Origin of the sequence: Tolypothrix bouteillei VB521301, from assembly GCF_000760695.4 — a bacterium.
In the GTDB taxonomy this organism is placed as follows: Bacteria; Cyanobacteriota; Cyanobacteriia; order Cyanobacteriales; family Nostocaceae; genus Scytonema; species Scytonema bouteillei_A.
In genome coordinates this window covers 7294012-7311098 of the sequence record NZ_JHEG04000001.1, presented here as the reverse complement: position 1 = coordinate 7311098, position 17087 = coordinate 7294012, and the positions used below count along the sequence as shown (strand labels likewise).

18 protein-coding genes are annotated in these 17087 nt (G+C 42.3%); 6 read left to right on the top strand and 12 right to left on the bottom strand.

Going from position 1 to position 17087, the window contains the following annotated elements; genetic code table 11:
* Nucleotides 1–89: 89 nt before the first annotated feature.
* Both HC643_RS29835 and HC643_RS29830 read right to left on the bottom strand, forming a co-directional pair.
* A complete protein-coding gene (locus tag HC643_RS29835; protein WP_038077025.1) occupies nt 90–380 on the bottom strand; it encodes a hypothetical protein in 291 nt (96 codons plus the stop codon).
* The gene (locus tag HC643_RS29830) at nt 381–677 is read right to left on the bottom strand and encodes a hypothetical protein (protein ID WP_038077020.1); all 297 of its coding nucleotides are present in this window, start codon (nt 675–677) and stop codon (nt 381–383) included.
* Between the two features lie 41 nt (nt 678–718).
* Here HC643_RS29830 and HC643_RS29825 point away from each other — a divergent pair, with 41 nt between their 5' ends.
* Nucleotides 719–868, top strand: coding sequence for a hypothetical protein (locus HC643_RS29825; protein ID WP_162002210.1), 150 nt, complete (start codon nt 719–721; stop codon nt 866–868).
* A 128-nt stretch (nt 869–996) separates the two neighbouring features.
* Here the strand turns inward: HC643_RS29825 and ruvA are convergent, their stop codons facing one another.
* Nucleotides 997–1632 carry a Holliday junction branch migration protein RuvA gene (ruvA, locus tag HC643_RS29820; protein ID WP_038077016.1) on the bottom strand — a complete coding sequence of 212 codons (636 nt, stop codon included), beginning with the start codon at nt 1630–1632 and terminating at the stop codon, nt 997–999.
* A complete protein-coding gene (locus HC643_RS29815; protein ID WP_202048671.1) occupies nt 1629–2375 on the bottom strand; it encodes a sucrose-phosphate phosphatase in 747 nt (248 codons plus the stop codon). Before HC643_RS29815 ends, ruvA begins: the two co-directional genes overlap by 4 nt.
* A 176-nt stretch (nt 2376–2551) precedes the next feature.
* On the opposite strand from HC643_RS29815, the gene HC643_RS29810 reads away from it, so the two are divergent.
* Complete coding sequence (locus tag HC643_RS29810) at nt 2552–4873, top strand: sensor histidine kinase (protein WP_167844773.1); 2322 nt, start codon at nt 2552–2554, stop codon at nt 4871–4873.
* A 58-nt stretch (nt 4874–4931) separates the two neighbouring features.
* On the opposite strand, the gene xseB is transcribed toward HC643_RS29810, so the two are convergent.
* Complete coding sequence (xseB, locus tag HC643_RS29805; protein WP_038077009.1) at nt 4932–5144, bottom strand: exodeoxyribonuclease VII small subunit; 213 nt, start codon at nt 5142–5144, stop codon at nt 4932–4934.
* Between the two features lie 37 nt (nt 5145–5181).
* The gene (gene xseA, locus HC643_RS29800) at nt 5182–6417 is read right to left on the bottom strand and encodes an exodeoxyribonuclease VII large subunit (protein WP_038077006.1); all 1236 of its coding nucleotides are present in this window, start codon (nt 6415–6417) and stop codon (nt 5182–5184) included.
* A 287-nt stretch (nt 6418–6704) separates the two neighbouring features.
* On the opposite strand from xseA, the gene recA reads away from it, so the two are divergent.
* The gene (gene recA, locus HC643_RS29795; RefSeq protein ID WP_038077003.1) at nt 6705–7787 is read left to right on the top strand and encodes a recombinase RecA; all 1083 of its coding nucleotides are present in this window, start codon (nt 6705–6707) and stop codon (nt 7785–7787) included.
* A 139-nt stretch (nt 7788–7926) separates the two neighbouring features.
* Here the strand turns inward: recA and HC643_RS29790 are convergent, their stop codons facing one another.
* The 4 genes from HC643_RS29790 to hemL form a co-directional block, all read right to left on the bottom strand.
* A complete protein-coding gene (locus HC643_RS29790; RefSeq protein WP_050046729.1) occupies nt 7927–8109 on the bottom strand; it encodes a DUF6887 family protein in 183 nt (60 codons plus the stop codon).
* A 4-nt stretch (nt 8110–8113) separates the two neighbouring features.
* Nucleotides 8114–8587: a hypothetical protein gene (locus tag HC643_RS29785; protein WP_237265962.1), complete on the bottom strand. Its 474-nt coding sequence runs from the start codon at nt 8585–8587 to the stop codon at nt 8114–8116.
* Nucleotides 8588–8729: 142 nt separating this feature from the next.
* Nucleotides 8730–10343: a serine/threonine-protein kinase gene (locus HC643_RS29780; protein ID WP_038076996.1), complete on the bottom strand. Its 1614-nt coding sequence runs from the start codon at nt 10341–10343 to the stop codon at nt 8730–8732.
* Nucleotides 10344–11014: 671 nt separating this feature from the next.
* Entirely contained in the window at nt 11015–12313 is a 1299-nt protein-coding gene (gene hemL, locus HC643_RS29775) for a glutamate-1-semialdehyde 2,1-aminomutase (RefSeq protein WP_038076994.1), read from the bottom strand.
* Nucleotides 12314–12415: 102 nt separating this feature from the next.
* Here hemL and HC643_RS29770 point away from each other — a divergent pair, with 102 nt between their 5' ends.
* Nucleotides 12416–12601, top strand: a complete 186-nt coding sequence (locus HC643_RS29770; RefSeq protein ID WP_038076990.1) for a ChaB family protein — start codon at nt 12416–12418, stop codon at nt 12599–12601.
* A gap of 100 nt (nt 12602–12701) precedes the next feature.
* Nucleotides 12702–13352, top strand: coding sequence for a bifunctional phosphoribosyl-AMP cyclohydrolase/phosphoribosyl-ATP diphosphatase HisIE (gene hisIE, locus HC643_RS29765; RefSeq protein ID WP_038076987.1), 651 nt, complete (start codon nt 12702–12704; stop codon nt 13350–13352).
* Between the two features lie 6 nt (nt 13353–13358).
* On the opposite strand, the gene HC643_RS29760 is transcribed toward hisIE, so the two are convergent.
* On the bottom strand, nt 13359–14690 hold the full coding sequence (locus HC643_RS29760) for an MDR family MFS transporter (protein ID WP_038076985.1): 1332 nt from the start codon (nt 14688–14690) through the stop codon (nt 13359–13361).
* Between the two features lie 745 nt (nt 14691–15435).
* On the opposite strand from HC643_RS29760, the gene HC643_RS29755 reads away from it, so the two are divergent.
* The gene (locus tag HC643_RS29755; protein WP_038076983.1) at nt 15436–15633 is read left to right on the top strand and encodes a DUF2811 domain-containing protein; all 198 of its coding nucleotides are present in this window, start codon (nt 15436–15438) and stop codon (nt 15631–15633) included.
* A 639-nt stretch (nt 15634–16272) separates the two neighbouring features.
* Here HC643_RS29755 and HC643_RS29750 read toward each other — a convergent pair.
* Nucleotides 16273–16974 carry a response regulator transcription factor gene (locus HC643_RS29750; protein ID WP_038076980.1) on the bottom strand — a complete coding sequence of 234 codons (702 nt, stop codon included), beginning with the start codon at nt 16972–16974 and terminating at the stop codon, nt 16273–16275.
* Nucleotides 16975–17087: the final 113 nt, after the last annotated feature.

Genomic DNA, 17087 nt, shown 5'->3' with positions numbered 1-17087 from the left:
GGTGGCTCCGCTTGGGAATGCCTTACCGTGAGGCTCTGCCTCCTGTAAGCTTTACCTTAAATGTACTATGCTAGGTTTACTTCATAGGATTAAGGATGAGGAGTAATTGCCAATATTGTTATCACTCCCTGACCTAGACCGTAGTACCAAAACACTCGAAACGCGGCTGATGTTTTATTTTCCACATATGCTTCAAATACTTCTTCACCGTTAGGTCCAGATAAACCATCAAATTTGTGAGTTTGCAAACCAGGATGACGGAGATTAGTTTCCAGGAGCGCCAGTGTTTTTAAGACTTTTCGATATTTTTTGGAGTCGGTTTTCTCCAAATTAGCTAAAGTATCCCTGGCTTCAGTTGAGTATTGCAGCCTGAATTGCATTTAATCATCAATCTCCAAGTCTGCATACTGGGCAAAAGAACCTAAGTCATGAACTTCTCCAGAAGCTACTTGTTGCAAACCCCGTTGTACCATAGCCATCGCTTCTGAATTTTGCCACAGCCATCGTTGATTATCGGGAATACTTTCTAAATCTATGGGATCTAGCAAAATTTGTCCTGCATCATTAATTAAAACTCGATATACTTTTCCTTTAATAACTTCTCCTATCACTAATTCTCCTACTTCATTCGATGAAACTGCATTTTTAATCACTTGAAAATTTTGACCAGTAATCATAGATACAAATATAGTATGTTTTTATCGTTTAATACTGAGTGATGCTGGGGACAAGCATCGCCACGAATCCAGATCCTAACGTGCATTACACCATTATTGCAGGCGATCCCTCAATTCGTCCTGAAGCATTACAAATGGATTCCGAAGAAAAATCGAGTCCATTGGTAAAAGCACTCTGTGAAGAGGTTTAAGCTGTTGTGCTCTTATTTACATAGTCGTGCATCAATCTGATTCTTGTAGAATGGGCGTCCTCGCCCGTCCAAATTATGCAACCTATCAGCAGAACAGCTTAATATAAAGTACACGATCGGTTTGGAACTTACTGACTGTACTCGCTACTTAAGTGGGCGATCGCTTGTTTGATCCAATCTTCCACAAAAGCGTCTTTTGGCAACCCAATATTTTCGCTTACCACGTGTAAGGCATGGCTGACTTCACTAGCAGTGTAACCCAAAGCCAATAGAGTCATTTGCACTTCGTCCAAAATTCCAGGCGCAGGACCGCCTGTGGCGACAAAAAAGCCGGCGGACTTGCGCCACTCTATCAACTTGTTTTTGAGTTCCAAACACAATCGTTCGGCAGTTTTCTTACCAACTCCAGGAGCTTGGATCAAAATTTGAACATTCGCTGTGATAATTGCTTGAACGAGATCGGGTAATTCCAGGGTGTCGAGAAGTGCGATCGCTAAAGCCGCCCCCACACCACTTACACCCAATAAATGCCGAAACACGTCTCGTTCTCCTGGCGAACCAAAGCCATAGAGCATAGGAACTTCTTCCCGAATTTGGTAGTGGGTAAAAATTTGCACTTCACCACCAATTTCTGGCAATTGCTTTGCCAGTCTCGATGGAACTTGCAAATCATACCCCATACCATTGACTTCAAGAGTCAGGATATGACGATGAGCTCCTGTGTTTTGGATAGCAGCAACAATTCCTTTGAGGTAACTAATCATAAGAATCCAAAGTATTTCAATCCTTCTAGAATGCCACCCGCACAAAAGCTTTGTGCTAGGTAATGATAGTCAACGGGATTCTCATTGTGCCATTGAAGTAGCTCTCGACGAGCATTGCCAACAATAATTCCCCGTTCTTTGCCAGCCGCGAATAAAGCAATATCATTTCCCGAATCACCACAAACAACAGAGCGCTCCGGTACAAAGTTCCACTTTTGGCGGAGAAATTGTACTGCCTGACCTTTATCGCTGTGAGGAGGGACAATGTCCAAGTCTATACCACTGCTGTAAATTAATTTGATTATTAAACCACATTTTTTAAACTCTGACTCAAGTTGTGGTATAATTTTTCTTGCTTCTTCATCTTGAAGGAAAAAACTGACCTTAAAAGGGCGTTGTTCTGAGTCTGGTTGGGGAACTAAAGCCGGAAAATTGTCAGTCACAGATACTATAAGGTCGCGGTTCCATCCGGAAGATAAATGCTTCGACCACTCCGGATCGGGTGTATCATCACCATTAAGGTAGATTTCTGTTCCGACAGCTAACACTAAACCATCTGGTTCCAAAAGATTCTTTTCTTCTTTGAGTTCCTTATACAGAACTGGCGATCGCCCTGTGGCATAGACTATCTTTGTACCGTATTGCTTGCGGTGGTTTTGTAAAAGCTCCTTCAACTCAGCCAAAGCATTATCATCCCCTACAAAGGTATTGTCTAGATCGGTTACGAATAGAAATTTAGCCACAGCAACCTCTTTTGTCAGCTTTACCACAAAAAAGTTTATGCCTTTTTGGCATCAGTTTTATCTTTTTCACTCTAGACAAATTAGGCACTTGTACTTAAAAAAAGAGTAGATAAACTAAGAAGATACATGACTTGCTGAAATTTTGAATTGGTCTGTGGAGGTAGAAGCGTTGTATAGTGGTGAGTATTATTAGTTTGTCCCATCGCTTAAGTGCTAAGTTAAATCCCCACTGCAGCCTGAAAACCCGCTTGGGATTGACAATTAGCAGCATTGCTTTTGTACTGACAATTTTAGCCAGTCTCATTGTCGGACATTACGCTAGCGAACAGGTAAGATTCGACGTTGGTAGATCGCTAGCAGAATTAGCCTACCAAATGACAGACAAGTTAGACCGAGGAATGTTTGAGCGATACAAAGACATTCAGGTAATGAGTACTCTGGACACTATCCGCAGTCCACACTCTCCCGCGCTACAGCAACGTATCCTGTTAGAAAAACTTCAAAGTACTTACACTGATTATGCTTGGATAGGTTTGACTGACAACAAGGGTATAGTTCAAGCGAGTACGGGAAAATTATTGGAAGGTCAAGATGTCTCTCAAAGACCTTGGTACGTGTACGGGCAAAAAGTTCCTTACGTAGGTGATGTACATGAAGCAGTGAAATTAGCAAAATTACTTCCCAAACCAACAAGTGAACCATTGCGCTTTGTAGATATTGCAGTCCCTGTTATGGATGAACAAGGAAAAGTAAGGGGTGTATTGGGTGCTCATCTTAGCTGGACATGGTCTAAAGAGTTAGAAAAATCTCTGTTGGACTCTTTAGAAAATCGTCAAATACAAATGTTGGTTCTTCGTAGCAATGGAGATTTATTATTAACACCAACTGAGGTAAAAAATGCTAATTTACTAGCTCTTAAAAGTGTGAAAGCAGCGCAAAGCGGTAAAAATGGTTATTTGATTGAAACTTGGTCTGATGGTCATACTTACCTCACTGGCTTTGCTCGCAGTCTTGGTTATCGAAATTATTCGGGGTTGGGATGGCTGGTGTTGGTACGACAAAAAACTGATGAAGCTTTTATCCCAGTTTGGCATTTACAGCAGCAAATATTTATTTTGAACATGATATTGGGTACTGTTTTTACAGTTTTGGGTTGGTTGATAGCAACGGCAATTACCCACCCGATGTTAGCGATCGCAAAAGCTGCTAACTACATCCGCCGAGGTAACAGACAAATCAAAATTCCTGCTATTGAAGGCAAAGATGAAATTGCAAATTTATCACAATCTCTCAGTCAACTTGTGACTGCTTTAACTCAGCAAGAACAAAACTTAAAAGCCAGCAATACTCAGTTGCAGCTAGAACTGACATCCAAGCTTATGGCGCAGGAAATGTTGCGGCAAAGTGAGGAAAAATTCCGTCAATTAGCAGAAAACATTCAAGAAGTTTTTTGGATTAGAGATTTTCGCAGTTATGAAATTCTTTATATTAGCCCTGCTTACGAACAGGTATGGAAAAGGAGTTGCGAAAGTTTGTACGGCAATCCCGATTCTTGGTTAGATGCTATTCATCCAGAAGATAGAGAACACGTGACTGCCCTCATGAAGGAAAATACTCATAGTGCTTATCAAAATGAATATCGAATTGTACGACCAGATGGAACAATTCGTTGGATTTGGGATAGCAGTTTCCCGGTAAAAAACAATCACGGACAAGTCTATCGAAGAGTCGGGATAGCCCAGGATATCACCGAACGCAAGCAAGCAGAAGAAACTCGATTAGCTTTAGCAAAAGAAAGAGAAATCAGTCAACTCAAATCACACTTTATTGCGATCGCATCCCATGAATTTCGCACTCCATTAACCACTATTTTACTATCTTGCGAATTTCTGCAAAAGTACGGCGAACAATTAACTGAAGAAAAGAAACAGCGACACTTTGATAAAATTAAATCTAGTGTCAAACATCTCAATCAAATATTAGAAGATATTTTAGTATTTGGAAAAACAGAAGCAGGTAAACTAAAATTCGAGCCAGCGCCTATAGATTTAATTAGTTTTTGTCTGGATTTAGTAGAACAGTTACAACTGAGCGCTGGTGAACAATATCAGATTAATTTTGTAGAACAATGCGCTTATGGTTGTACAAGGGAAGAACTTCCCATTATGGATGAAAAACTCTTACGGCATATCTTTACAAATTTACTATCAAATGCTATCAAATACTCCCCACAAGGCGGTCATATAAATTTTGAATTAATATGCGATTGTACAAGTGCCATTTTCCGAGTTCAAGATGAAGGAATTGGCATTCCAGAAGAAGATATAGACAAACTCTTTACATCTTTTTTTAGGTGCAGCAACACGGGTCATCTTCCAGGAACAGGTCTGGGGTTAGCAATCGTTAAAAATGCAGTTGAATTACACAAAGGTCAAATTACTGTAGAAAGTCAACTGGGTGTGGGAACCACTTTTACCGTAATATTGCCAAGGGTTTAAGGAGAAGGAGCAGACAAGGGAGAAAGCTCTACTGTATCTTCCTTGTCCCCCTTTTCCGCTAATCGTGCAAAGTCTCAATCAACAACTCAACCTGCTGCTGTCGTTCTTGTAAAAACCCCTCACACTGACGCAAATACTCAACAGCAGACGTAAATTGCTCGAAAACCTCCTGCAACTCCAAATCACCCGACTCAATGCGAGCAATAATTCTTTCTACCTCAGCAACCTTAGCTTCGTAATTCCAACCTTCTTTATCAGTCACGTTAACCATTTCTATTTAACCTTCGTGTTCTTTGCGTCTTAGCGGTTCAAAAATCATTGACATCAACAACCTTTACTTTAACTTCACCCTGACCCAACTGAACCGACAAATCTTGTCCTACAGTTAGCTCAATCGCAGAACGAGCGATCGCACCATTTTCCAATCGCACCACTGCATAACCGCGCTGAAGGACCGCTTTTGGATCGAGAGTTGTCAACTTTTGCCGCAACATTTCTATATGCTGTACCGATCGCTGCAACCGCACGGTTGTCGCTCTTATTAACTGCTGGCGCTTCCAACTTAAAGCTTGAAAGTCCTGCTGAACTTGTCGATCTAACCGCAAGCGCCACAAACGGTTTTGCATTTGTTGTAATTTATTTTCCGCCCTTTGAAAAGAATAACGCACGCTTTCTTGTAAAGCGATAGCTCGTTGCTGATGTTCGGCGTACAATTGGGCTAGCGATGGTACAACCAATTCCGCCGCTGCAGTAGGAGTATGCACCGCAGCATCTGCAACCAAATCTACCAATGATTCATCTCTTTGATGCCCGATCCCCGTAATAACTGGTATCGAACAATTTGCCACTGCTCGTACTACCCGTTCGTCATTAAAGCATGCTAATTCCTCCACAGCACCCCCACCCCGTGATACAATCAGCACTTCTGCACGTCCATCTTTTTCCACCCTTCTAATGGCGTTGATAATAGATTGAGGTGCTTGGTCACCCTGTACGATTGCAGGAGAAAACAAAACTTGCAATCCCGGATATCGTTGTTTTAGGGTCTTTTGAATATCACCCCAAGCGGCAGCTGTCCCAGATGTGACCACACCAATAGTTTGGGGATGCGTAGGAAGCGATCGCTTTCTTTGTGGGTCAAATAATCCTTCTGCCTCCAAGCGTTGTCGTATTTGTTGGTAACGCAAGGCTTGCAAACCAACACCAGCAGGAAAAGCCTGCCAAACACTCAGTTGGTACTCTCCCCGTTCTCGGTAAAGTTTAAGACTTCCCAAAACAATTAACTGCTCCCCTGAGACAGGAAGTTGTGCCAATTTTGGCAATTGACCGTTCCAGACCACACACTTAATAGCTGCCGTAGCCTCTGGGTCTTGTAGCGTAAAAAATAAGCCACTGCGGTGCTTGTTAGTGCTAGAAACTTCTCCAGTCACCCAAACCCGGCGCAATTCCTCATCTTGCTCCAACAGGAAGCGAATGTAATCTGTTAATCCTGCTACTGTCAGTGCTGTTTCAGGAATGAGAGAGTCAGGGAGGTTAAAAGTCATTTTTAATTTTCGATTTTTGGATTCGTAACTGGTTGCTAGTTAGTGGTTAGTGGTCACTGCTTACTGATACTGATATTATACAATTTATTACTGAGTCATTTGTCTGTGTCAAACAAGGCAACGAGTGCGCTAGAATCTTGTCACCTGTTTCCACAAGGAGGCTCTTGCTGTAGTTTACGCTTCTTTACAGAGAAGTACTAAATTAGCAATTTGTGTTTAAAATAGTATATCTGTTCTATTTCGACTCCAAATCTACACTCCCTAGATCCATAATATAGAGGCTCCGAATGGCTGTTAACACGACTGATGCTGCTGGCAAGCAAAAAGCGCTCAACATGGTACTCAATCAGATTGAGCGTACCTTTGGCAAAGGAACTATCATGCGCCTGGGTGATGCTACCCGTATGCGGGTAGAAACTATTTCTAGTGGGGCGCTTACCCTGGATCTGGCATTAGGTGGCGGTATTCCCAAGGGAAGGGTCATTGAGATTTACGGTCCTGAAAGTTCTGGTAAAACGACGTTAGCACTACACGCAGTTGCTGAAGTACAAAGAAATGGCGGTATCGCTGCTTACGTTGATGCAGAACATGCCCTCGATCCTACCTACGCCGCTGCATTGGGTGTTGATATTGAAAATTTGTTAGTATCTCAACCCGATACAGGGGAAGCGGCTTTGGAGATTGTTGACCAATTGGTTCGTTCTGCTGCAGTTGATATTGTAGTCATCGACTCAGTAGCAGCATTGGTTCCTCGTGCTGAAATTGAAGGCGAAATGGGTGATGCACACGTCGGTCTTCAAGCGAGATTGATGAGCCAAGCGTTACGCAAAATCACTGGTAATATTGGAAAATCTGGTTGTACAGTTATTTTCCTCAACCAGTTGCGGCAAAAAATCGGTGTTACCTATGGAAACCCAGAAACAACAACTGGTGGTAATGCTCTCAAATACTACGCTTCAGTACGCCTAGATATTCGCCGGATTCAAACCTTGAAAAAAGGGACTGAAGAATTTGGTAACCGTGTCAAAGTCAAAGTTGCTAAAAATAAGGTCGCACCACCTTTTAGAGTGGCAGAATTTGACATTATCTTTGGCAAAGGTATTTCTACTATAGGTTGTCTGGTAGACTTGGCTGAAGAAACAGGAGTTCTTATCCGTAAGGGTGCTTGGTACAGTTATAGTGGTGAAAATATCTCCCAAGGTCGGGATAACGCTATTAAATACATGGAAGAGAAGCCTGAATTTACCGACAAGATTAAACAGTTAGTACGAGAAAAATTAGAAATGGGTGCTGTTGTTTCTGCTAATTCAGTCGGTAAGCCAAGTGACGATGATGAAGAAGATGCAGACGAGGACTTTGAAGAGGAGTAAGTGATTGTGGGACGGGCGAAATGCCCATCCTACAAGCTGCTCGAGCGATTTACAGACGCAGGCGTAGGGTGGTTATTGTCACCCTAGTTTGCCTTTTTCATGCTTGGCTGCGAGATTTTTTCATCGGTGCTGCTTCGATTTATTGTTGATTTTGTGTCAGTTTGTGTTTAACGTGTTCAATAAATTCGTCAACTGTTCCAGTCTTACCGTTTCTACGAATACGGAGTACCATCTCATGAACTGCATCGTCATCATTCCGATGCTCTAAAATATACTCTCGCAGTTCTTGAAGTGACATTGCTTCAAAATTAGGTTTTGTCATATTATTAAATCGCGCTAAAACGAAGTAAATCAGGGTCAATCGGAGTAAAACGGTATTCATAACCATCAGAGCGATGAATAAGCTTTAAGTGTTTTTGATTGACTCCGATGCGATGACCGTTAATGAGCACTTCTACTCCTTTGGGAGTTGGAGTTTTAACTCTAGCACGATAAATTCCCGCTAAAGTATGTTTACGGTTTTCTGATAAATGGCAAATCACGTAGTCACCTGCTGTGGCATGAGTATATTTCTGATTTTTACTCACTAACTTGACTTCTTTTTTACCTGTAATCGGATTCTTGTTTATGCTGGCTATGGCGGGAAAGCCTTTAGCATTAACTCTTTGTACCTGTTTGGTCCCGTGTCCCTTACAGCTAACACGTAATGGTTGACAGATACGCAATTTAACTATTTCTGATGTTCCTACACAAGCACTATCAATCCAATGAAGTTTTGGTAATCCACTTTTAATTGGCAAATTCTGTACATTTGTTTTAATTGTGCTGGTGTCGGCTCCATTTTGCGTTTTTATATCTAACCTTTTGACAGTGCAAAACCCAGTTTTTGAAAAACTGGGTGTTTGCCTGTGAAATATCGATCGAGAAATATAAAATTTAAAATCACAACAAGCCTCGCCGACCATTGGGACGCACTGTCATCCAGTTTGTTTTCGCTAATGCCAATTGCTCGTCAGAAATTTTAGCACCAGTTAAATTAGCTCCACACAAATTTGCTCCTCGAAGATTTGCACCGTTGAGGTATGCGAAGCTGAGATCTGCTCCTCGAAGATCGGCTCCTTCTAAATCAGCATTATTCAGATACGCTTTGGTTAAGTTGGAATCTTTAAGATTTGCGCGATTGAGGCTAGCGCGTCCAAAATCACTACTGTTAAGATTAGCTCCTTGAAAATTAACATTTTGTAATTGAGAGCTATGGAAATTAGTCCCAGATAAGTCAGCACCTTGCAAATTCAGCAGATTTAAATTGTATAGGGCAAAATCTCTTCTCCCTTTCATATACGCTGTGAGCAAACCCTGAGTATCCAATTTACGCTGTACTTGAGACTTATTATCCCCAGAAGAACCGCTATGACTGCCAGCGAGTGTGGTAGATTTCATTGTCATTACTCTTTGTGTTGCTACTCCACTCAGACCTGTACCTTCGGGCATTTTGGCTCTTCTAGCTCGAATAGCAGCTGCCATCTGTGCCACTCCTTGTCCGCTCGAAGTATGAGCAGAACGAACGTTAGAAAAAACTTTTTCGTCCTCTAAATGGTTTGAGGACCGCTCTTTTACACCACTTTGCCGCACCATCATACTTTGCGCCAAACTATCTAAGTAAGGTTCGAGTGCTAAGGCTCTCAGTACTTCCTCTGCTGTTTGGTATCTATTGCGAACTGATACTTCCAGCATCTTCCGTAGCACTTCCGTTAAGTGGTCGCTAATGCAGACAAGCCGTTCCCACTGCATTTCGCCTGTTGTGGGATTGTAATCTATATCTTTAGGAGATTTGCCAGTCAGCAAGTAAATACAGGTTACGCCTAGGGCGTAAATATCGCTAGCAAAGACGGGACGCATTGCCATTTGTTCTGGAGGAGCAAAACCAGGGGTGCCAATTGCATATGCCGTTAACGCAGTTTGCTCGGATTGGTTTGCCAATGTTTGTACTTGGTTTTTAACCGCACCAAAGTCGATCAGCACTAACCTGCAATCTTGAGAACGACGAATGATATTTGCCGGTTTAATATCGCGGTGAATCACTTTTCGTTCGTGGATGTATTGCAGTAACGGCAAAAGCTCGCTTAAAAACTGCTTAACTCCTGCTTCGCTATAAACTCCATTGCGTTTGATCTCCTGCTGTAAAGTCGGACCGTTGATATATTCTTGAACTAGATAGAATTGTTCGCGGTCTTCAAAATAGTCCAGCAAGCGGGGTACTTGGGGATGGTTACCAATCCGACCCAAAGTAACAGCTTCTCGCTCGAAAAGTTCCCGTGCCATTTGCAAGATATGGGGCGCTGTCCCTGAAGGACGCAGTTGCTTGATAACGCAACTTGGTTCTCCCGGTAAGGCTTCATCTTCAGCTAAAAAGGTTGCACCGAAACCACCCTGACCTAAGGCTTTAATGATGCGATAGCGATCGCGCATTAGCAGTCGCGAGCCGCAAGACTGACACCTGTCGCTATATGCTAAATTTTCAGGGTTGGGACACGTAGGATTTATGCAGTAGCTCATGTACAGTCAACTCGCTACACGAATAATAATGATGAGTGTTGAACTCTTATCTCATTATTAGGTTTAAAATTCATTTTTGCCAGGTCATTTTCTCTGGATTTCTATTGAAGAGTTGCTAAAGTTCGGCTTGTGTTGCATGAAGCAATCGTAAACTCACGAATATCTACTAGTTCTGACTAACAAGCTATATACAATCTGTCGTTAAAGAATATTTCTTCTAACTCTAAATGTCAAAATTCAGGACTGTTAAAACTGAATTATTCTTCTTCAAGAAAAGTTTTTGTTGCGATTGTAAAATCTCTTTTTGCTGTCTTTAAGACAGACCAGCTATTTCCTGATGTCTGGAAATTTTTCTACGAATTTGACTTCTTGTGGCAGTCCAACTTGTGAATTTGTTTTTTGAAACCACAGAAGGCGCAGAGGAAATAAAAGGAAGTTTTTTTACTCCATGCATTATGAGTATAATCTTTTACTATTTTTTTGGCAAGTCAACCGGATACGGATATCTGTTTTTATTAAAAAAACTATTCCTTTAGATAGTTGAAAATTAGCCATTTTGCGGTTGATTCTCTACGATGGTTAGATATTGGTAGGCATTGCCCACCAATATCTAAATGTAAAAAATTATGAATTACGAACGATAAAAAAGTTTACAATTCATAATTCAGAATTTACAGACCAGACATGACTTCACGGGCTGCTTGCAGTGTTCTCTCAATATCCTCTTCTGTGTGAGCGATGGAGGTAAACCCAGCCTCAAACTGAGATGGTGCTAAATAAACACCGCGCTCTAACATACCGCGATGGAAGCGTCCGAACTTGGCTGTGTCGGACTTTTTCGCGTCTTCGTAGCTGTGAACTGGTCCTGAAGTAAAGAACAAACCAAACATACCGCTGATTTGACCGCCGCAAGCTGCATGACCTGTTTCTCGGGCAACCTGAAGCAAACCATTTGCTAATTTTTGAGTAATTTGGTCAAGATACTCGTAAGTTCCTGGTTTTTGCAACAATTCCAGTGTTTTAATTCCTGCTGTCATTGCCAAAGGATTACCAGAGAGAGTTCCTGCTTGGTACATTGGACCAGCTGGAGCAACCATTGACATGATATCTCGACGACCGCCATAAGCTCCCACAGGCAATCCACCGCCGATAATTTTACCGAGTGTTGTCAAATCGGGGGTAATGCCAAACTTCTCTTGAGCACCGCCGTAAGCGATGCGGAAGCCTGTCATCACTTCGTCAAATACTAACAATGCCCCATGGTCGTGGGTAAGTTCCCGCAATCCTTCTAGAAAGCCAGCATCAGGGGTAATGAAACCAGCATTTCCAACAACTGGCTCCAATATCACACCAGCAATTTCGTCACGATTTTCCTCAAAGAGGGCTTTGACTGCTTCTAAATCGTTAAAAGGTGCTGTGAGGGTGTTACTTGTGACTGATTTGGGAACGCCTGGGGAGTCAGGTAAACCCAATGTTGCTACACCAGAGCCCGCTTTTACCAAAAACATATCGGCATGACCGTGGTAGCAACCTTCAAACTTGATAATTTTGTCACGTTTGGTAAAAGCTCGCATCAACCGCAGAACAGCCATACAAGCTTCTGTACCGGAGTTAACAAATCTTACCATTTCAATGCTCGGAACAGCGTCGATAACCATTTCAGCCAAGACGTTTTCCAATACGCTTGGCGCACCGAAGCTTGTACCCTTGTCTAATGCTTCATGAAGTGCTGCAATCACCTCAGGGTGAGCGTGTCCGCAAATGGCAGGTCCCCAGGTTCCTACGTAATCAATGTACTGATTGCCATCTACGTCCCAAATGTATGCGCCTTTAACACGGTCAAAAACGATAGGCTGTCCGCCCACGGATTTAAAAGCTCGGACGGGCGAACTTACCCCTCCTGGCATTAAATTTTGGGCAGATGCAAAGATTTCTTGTGATTTTGTAGTTTTAATTGTTGTATTTACCAAGGTTCTCACCTACATTAGGAAACAGACTCTATCTTACGATAGGGGTAAACACTGTCTAAAACTACTATTCTAGTAAATTAGCAGAACCAGGAAAATAACAATATGTTATACAAGTCCAATCAAGACTTGCCTTTAGAAATTCGCACTCGCTTTTCTGAGGCATACCAGGATCTGTACCGAGCTGCTTTTAACTCGGCAATCCATTGGTACGGTGAAGCACCAAAAGCTCACCAGGTCGCTTTAAGTGCAGTGAAAATGCAATCCGCAATGTACAGGAGCATCGTTTAAGATCGGGAAAAAAAGTAGTTGAGAAAAAACATACCAACTGCGCTGTTGAATGGTATGGTGAAGCCAGGAACTCTATTTACCGAAGAAAAAAGCAGTTGGTATGTTGTCTTCTGATGTCAAGTCATTACACAATGCCATTCCTTTAGAAAATATTCGCTACGATGAAAAAGGGCTAGTACCCGCTATTGTTCAGGACTATTTGGACGGGACTGTTCTGATGATGGCATGGATGAATCAGGGATCGCTACAGAAGACTTTGGAAAGTGGAGAAACTTGGTTTTGGAGCCGTTCCCGACAGGAGTTTTGGCATAAAGGGGAAACTTCTGGGTACATACAGAAGGTGAAAAGTATTCGATACGATTGTGATAGTGATGCATTACTAGTTGGTGTAGAGCAAATAGGAGATATTGCCTGTCACACTGGGGAACGCAGTTGCTTTCATCAAGTTCATGGGGAAATTGTCCAACCTCCAGGCAGTACACTGTCACAAATTTTTTCCGTAATTTGCGATCGCCGCGACAATCCACAGGAGGATTCTTATACCTGTAAGTTGCTGGCTGGTGGTGATAACAAGATTTTGAAAAAGATAGGTGAAGAAAGCGCTGAGGTGGTGATGGCTTTTAAGGATGACGAACCAGATGCGATCGCAGGTGAGGTTGCAGATCTGTTGTACCACACTCTTGTCGCGTTGGCTCATCATAATGTTGATATCAAAGCCGTTTATCGCAAGTTGCAAGAACGGCGGAAGTAAAGGATTTTAGATTTTGGATTTTGGGAAAATAGGTCTTTCTCCCTTATCCTCAGTCTCTATTTGGTTCCGAATTAGTTTATTGAGGCGCAGCAAAATCGCGATCGCAATACCAGTCGTTAGTGCTAATCCCAGCCAATAATACGTCACGATTATTTCAGCTTGGTCTAATACCCAACCTCCAAAAGAGGGACCAATAGCATATCCAATAGCCCAACACAGAGCCCCGATGGCAAAGTAAACACCGCGCTGGGATTCAGGAGCTAACTCCGTGATTAGAGAGGAAGAGGAAGGGGTATAAGAAACAATCGCAAGAGCAAAGATTCCTAACGCCAAAGCTGCCCAAACTAAATGATAAGACGTGACCGTGCAGGTCATCCAAATGAGAAGAAAACCAGTAGCCCACAATACCGCAGAAACAACAAGTGCTAGAGGATCGCTAAATCGTTTTAAGACACGGGCGATGGGTAACTGTCCCAAAATAACAATGCTTAAATGCCAAGCGAAAAGTGTACTGATAGTTGTTTCAGAAAATCCTTTTCCCGATGCTCCAGTGGATACAAAATTTTTAAAGTAAATGGGAAGGGTGCTATGTAATTGTGAAAAATATATTGTAAAAATTATGTTAACAATTATAAACACGCGGAAGTGGTTATCTTGTAATGAGGTTAACCAAGATACTAGCTGTTGATTCCTTGTGATATGTGACTTGGGTACTCGATTGTTTTCTTGAATGGCAAAATAAACAACTACAAAAAAGACTGCAAACGAAATGGCATCAATAATGAAAAGTAAGCGGTAGTTTCCTGTTGTTGCGACTAAAAATCCTCCCAATACAATTCCCATACCCAAACCCAGATTGTCTGAAAGTCGAGTTATGGCATAAGCTTCATGACGAGTTTCCGGTAGTGTAACATCAGCAACAATAGCCTCGTTAGCAGGCCAGTATAAACCCAAGCCCATCCCCGCGATCGTATTCCCGATTAACAGGGTAACAAGATCGTCAGTTGCAGCCAAGACCATAGAGCCAATTGCTGAAACGGCTGCAGCCAGCAACAAAGTGCGGCGTCGTCCAATATCGGGGGAGTCTGAAAAAGAACCGCTTAAAATTCGTCCGAGAATCCCAGATAATGAAGCGCTACCCAAAGCTATACCGACAGACGTTGCTGACAAACCAACTTTGTTCACGAAAAAGATTGGGGCGTAAAACAAAGTGAAGCCAGTGCCAAATTCTAAGAGAAATCTCCCAATAGCTAGAATCCAGATTTGGTAATTTAGCTTTGGTAGAAGCCGTAGTTTTTGTTTCTTCACGGGGAGCGGGATTCGAGTAAGAAATATCATTAGTTATACCGCCTCGATTGCTGTAGCAACTTCTACCTTACGGTCAAAGTGGGTTCGATGAAGTTAAAACAGAGCTTACCTTTGTTTAGATATCGGGTAGGAAACCTCTCCCAAATGCAACGATATTGGGAGCAACGAAATTGGGAAGGGTCCAATCCCCTTCCAATTAGTCCCTTCTGCCCTTCCGCAATTGCTCTACTTGGGCAAAGCCCAAGACCGCATTGCTCTCTGCCCTCAGCAAAGCTGCCTTCTTAAAAATTTGACAACCAACTATCAAATGTCACCGATGACTGGTCATCGGTCAATGTTTGTAATTCTTATCATTCGTCCAAATTTTCCTCAATCATTCCACAAGGTTTCCACAGGTATTGTGTTGTTTTCCACAGAGGCTTGATGATGTTACAAGCTTTAGCTACTCTATTGGGGATTTTTTACTGCTACCGTTATCTAGCTCGAAAGACTGAGTTAATATTACGAAGTATTACAAAAACATACCGAAAACCTTTGTACTTGCGTAAACGTTAATTTTTTATAAACGAATTCTTAACATTTCGCAGCATTGACAACCCTACCCCCTTTTAGAGCAAAATAGTGCGGCTTGCTCTTTTAGTCCTTTGAGTTGCTGTGTAAATTTACCTAAGCATCCATTGTTTGCTTTCAGAAGGCTCTTAAGTTTGTTTTCCCTCTGGTGGCTCTACTACAAGCAAGGTTATCCCATCGATGAACTTCAAAGGAGAAACATCTCATGAATACGACAGTTGGTATCTTTAGCGAAATTCCCGAAGCACTTCACGAATCCCTCAAAATTTATCTAGACACACATCCAGATTGGGATCAAAACCGCGTCCTGACAGCAGCTCTGTCCCTGTTTTTACTTCAAAATGGAGAAAGCGATCGCCGTGCGGCTCGTGTTTACTTAGAAACTTTATTTCACCATTGTTAAATAAAAATACCTTGCTCGGTTGGTTAGAAAGAGTGTAGAGATATCTTGGAGATAGTCTTACACGGAGTCCGTACTTGTCCAAAATGCGAACCCACAGACGACAAATGAGGTGGTAATAAAAGGTTGTTATGCCCGAACTGTAAATATACAGCACCAAGGGATTGGAACAACGCTCTCAATCTCATGGTTAGGTCGATACCGTGCAACCGCCTTCGTCTTTTGGGACGATGCTGTCGTTATCGAATCGGGCAGAAATAGTTGATTTGATTGGCTTAAACGTTGAAGGAATTCTCGCTCGTGCTTTAAATTTAGGGACATCGAAGAAATATAAAAACTTCGAGCGGTATAGTGTACCACTCGAAGTTTTTTCAAGCTATGTATTTTGGAGAAGTCAAAGAATGAATATCAAAAGCTCAGACACTTAGTCACAAGAAACACAGCTTTTTGTAAAAGATTGGCGAGTGGGGATTGGGAAACTTCCCCACTCGCCAGTCCCAAGTTTTTCTAGAGAGTGATAATTGTAGTTAGGAGAGATGAGCCCGTAGAGCTTTGTTATGTTTCCCAAGAAAGTAGTTTTCATTCACTTTGTTTTGCTGCAGCTAATAATGGACATGAATGAATGCTATTGTTTTTTTCACCCTACTGGGGTTGAGTGGGGCATTCAAACTTATACCCAACACCTCGTACCGTTTGAATTAAAGCGGGTTGACTGGCATCAGCTTCAATTTTTTTGCGAATTTGACCTATATGCACGTCTACAACCCGTTGGTCGCCGACGTATTCATAATCCCAAACCTCCTGAATAAGTTCCGCCCGCCGCCAAACTCGACCTGGATGGCTAGCTAAGAAATGTAATAAATCAAACTCTAGAGCAGTTAAGGGGACTGGTAGGCTGTTAAGTGTAACTTCTCGCCGCACGGGGTCGATCATTAACTTTTCAAACACCAGGCGTTTTTGTTCTGCAGTAGTTACGACACGCTGTCGCCTTAAAATGGCTGCAACCCTGACTTCTAGCTCTCCCAAGCCAAATGGTTTGGTAAGGTAGTCATCTGCGCCTTTTGAGAAACCACGAATTTTATCAGCTTCATCGGCGCGACTAGTGAGCATTAGCACAAAAACGCCATTTCGGCTTTGCATCTCTTGGCAGAGGTTAAACCCAATTACGTCTGGTAAATTGACATCCAATATTACCAAATCGGGGTTAAACTGCTCAAAGAGGGCCAGGGCGGTTTTACCATCTTCGGCAGCTTCTACCTGATAGCTCTGTTTGATCAGGAAGCGTTGGATTAAATTCCGAACCGCAGGATCGTCGTCAACAACAAGAATCTTGGCAGGAGCCATGACCATCACTTTGCACAAAAAAAAATTTATAGGATTAACAGACGGATTCCGTAGATGTTACGGTTTCCATTTTGAGAGTCATATGAATTTACAAGGCTAAGGCACTTATGCCC

Coding starts and splice junctions, on each gene's coding strand:
- HC643_RS29770 (WP_038076990.1), top strand. CDS start 12,416: ATGTTATACAAGTCCAATCAAGACTTGCCTTTAGAAATTCGCACTCGC.
- HC643_RS29830 (WP_038077020.1), bottom strand. CDS start 677: ATGATTACTGGTCAAAATTTTCAAGTGATTAAAAATGCAGTTTCATCG.
- HC643_RS29790 (WP_050046729.1), bottom strand. CDS start 8,109: ATGACAAAACCTAATTTTGAAGCAATGTCACTTCAAGAACTGCGAGAG.
- HC643_RS29750 (WP_038076980.1), bottom strand. CDS start 16,974: ATGGCTCCTGCCAAGATTCTTGTTGTTGACGACGATCCTGCGGTTCGG.
- xseA (WP_038077006.1), bottom strand. CDS start 6,417: ATGACTTTTAACCTCCCTGACTCTCTCATTCCTGAAACAGCACTGACA.
- HC643_RS29780 (WP_038076996.1), bottom strand. CDS start 10,343: ATGAGCTACTGCATAAATCCTACGTGTCCCAACCCTGAAAATTTAGCA.
- ruvA (WP_038077016.1), bottom strand. CDS start 1,632: ATGATTAGTTACCTCAAAGGAATTGTTGCTGCTATCCAAAACACAGGA.
- HC643_RS29835 (WP_038077025.1), bottom strand. CDS start 380: ATGCAATTCAGGCTGCAATACTCAACTGAAGCCAGGGATACTTTAGCT.
- HC643_RS29825 (WP_162002210.1), top strand. CDS start 719: ATGCTGGGGACAAGCATCGCCACGAATCCAGATCCTAACGTGCATTAC.
- recA (WP_038077003.1), top strand. CDS start 6,705: ATGGCTGTTAACACGACTGATGCTGCTGGCAAGCAAAAAGCGCTCAAC.
- HC643_RS29760 (WP_038076985.1), bottom strand. CDS start 14,690: ATGATATTTCTTACTCGAATCCCGCTCCCCGTGAAGAAACAAAAACTA.
- HC643_RS29755 (WP_038076983.1), top strand. CDS start 15,436: ATGAATACGACAGTTGGTATCTTTAGCGAAATTCCCGAAGCACTTCAC.
- xseB (WP_038077009.1), bottom strand. CDS start 5,144: ATGGTTAACGTGACTGATAAAGAAGGTTGGAATTACGAAGCTAAGGTT.
- hisIE (WP_038076987.1), top strand. CDS start 12,702: ATGTTGTCTTCTGATGTCAAGTCATTACACAATGCCATTCCTTTAGAA.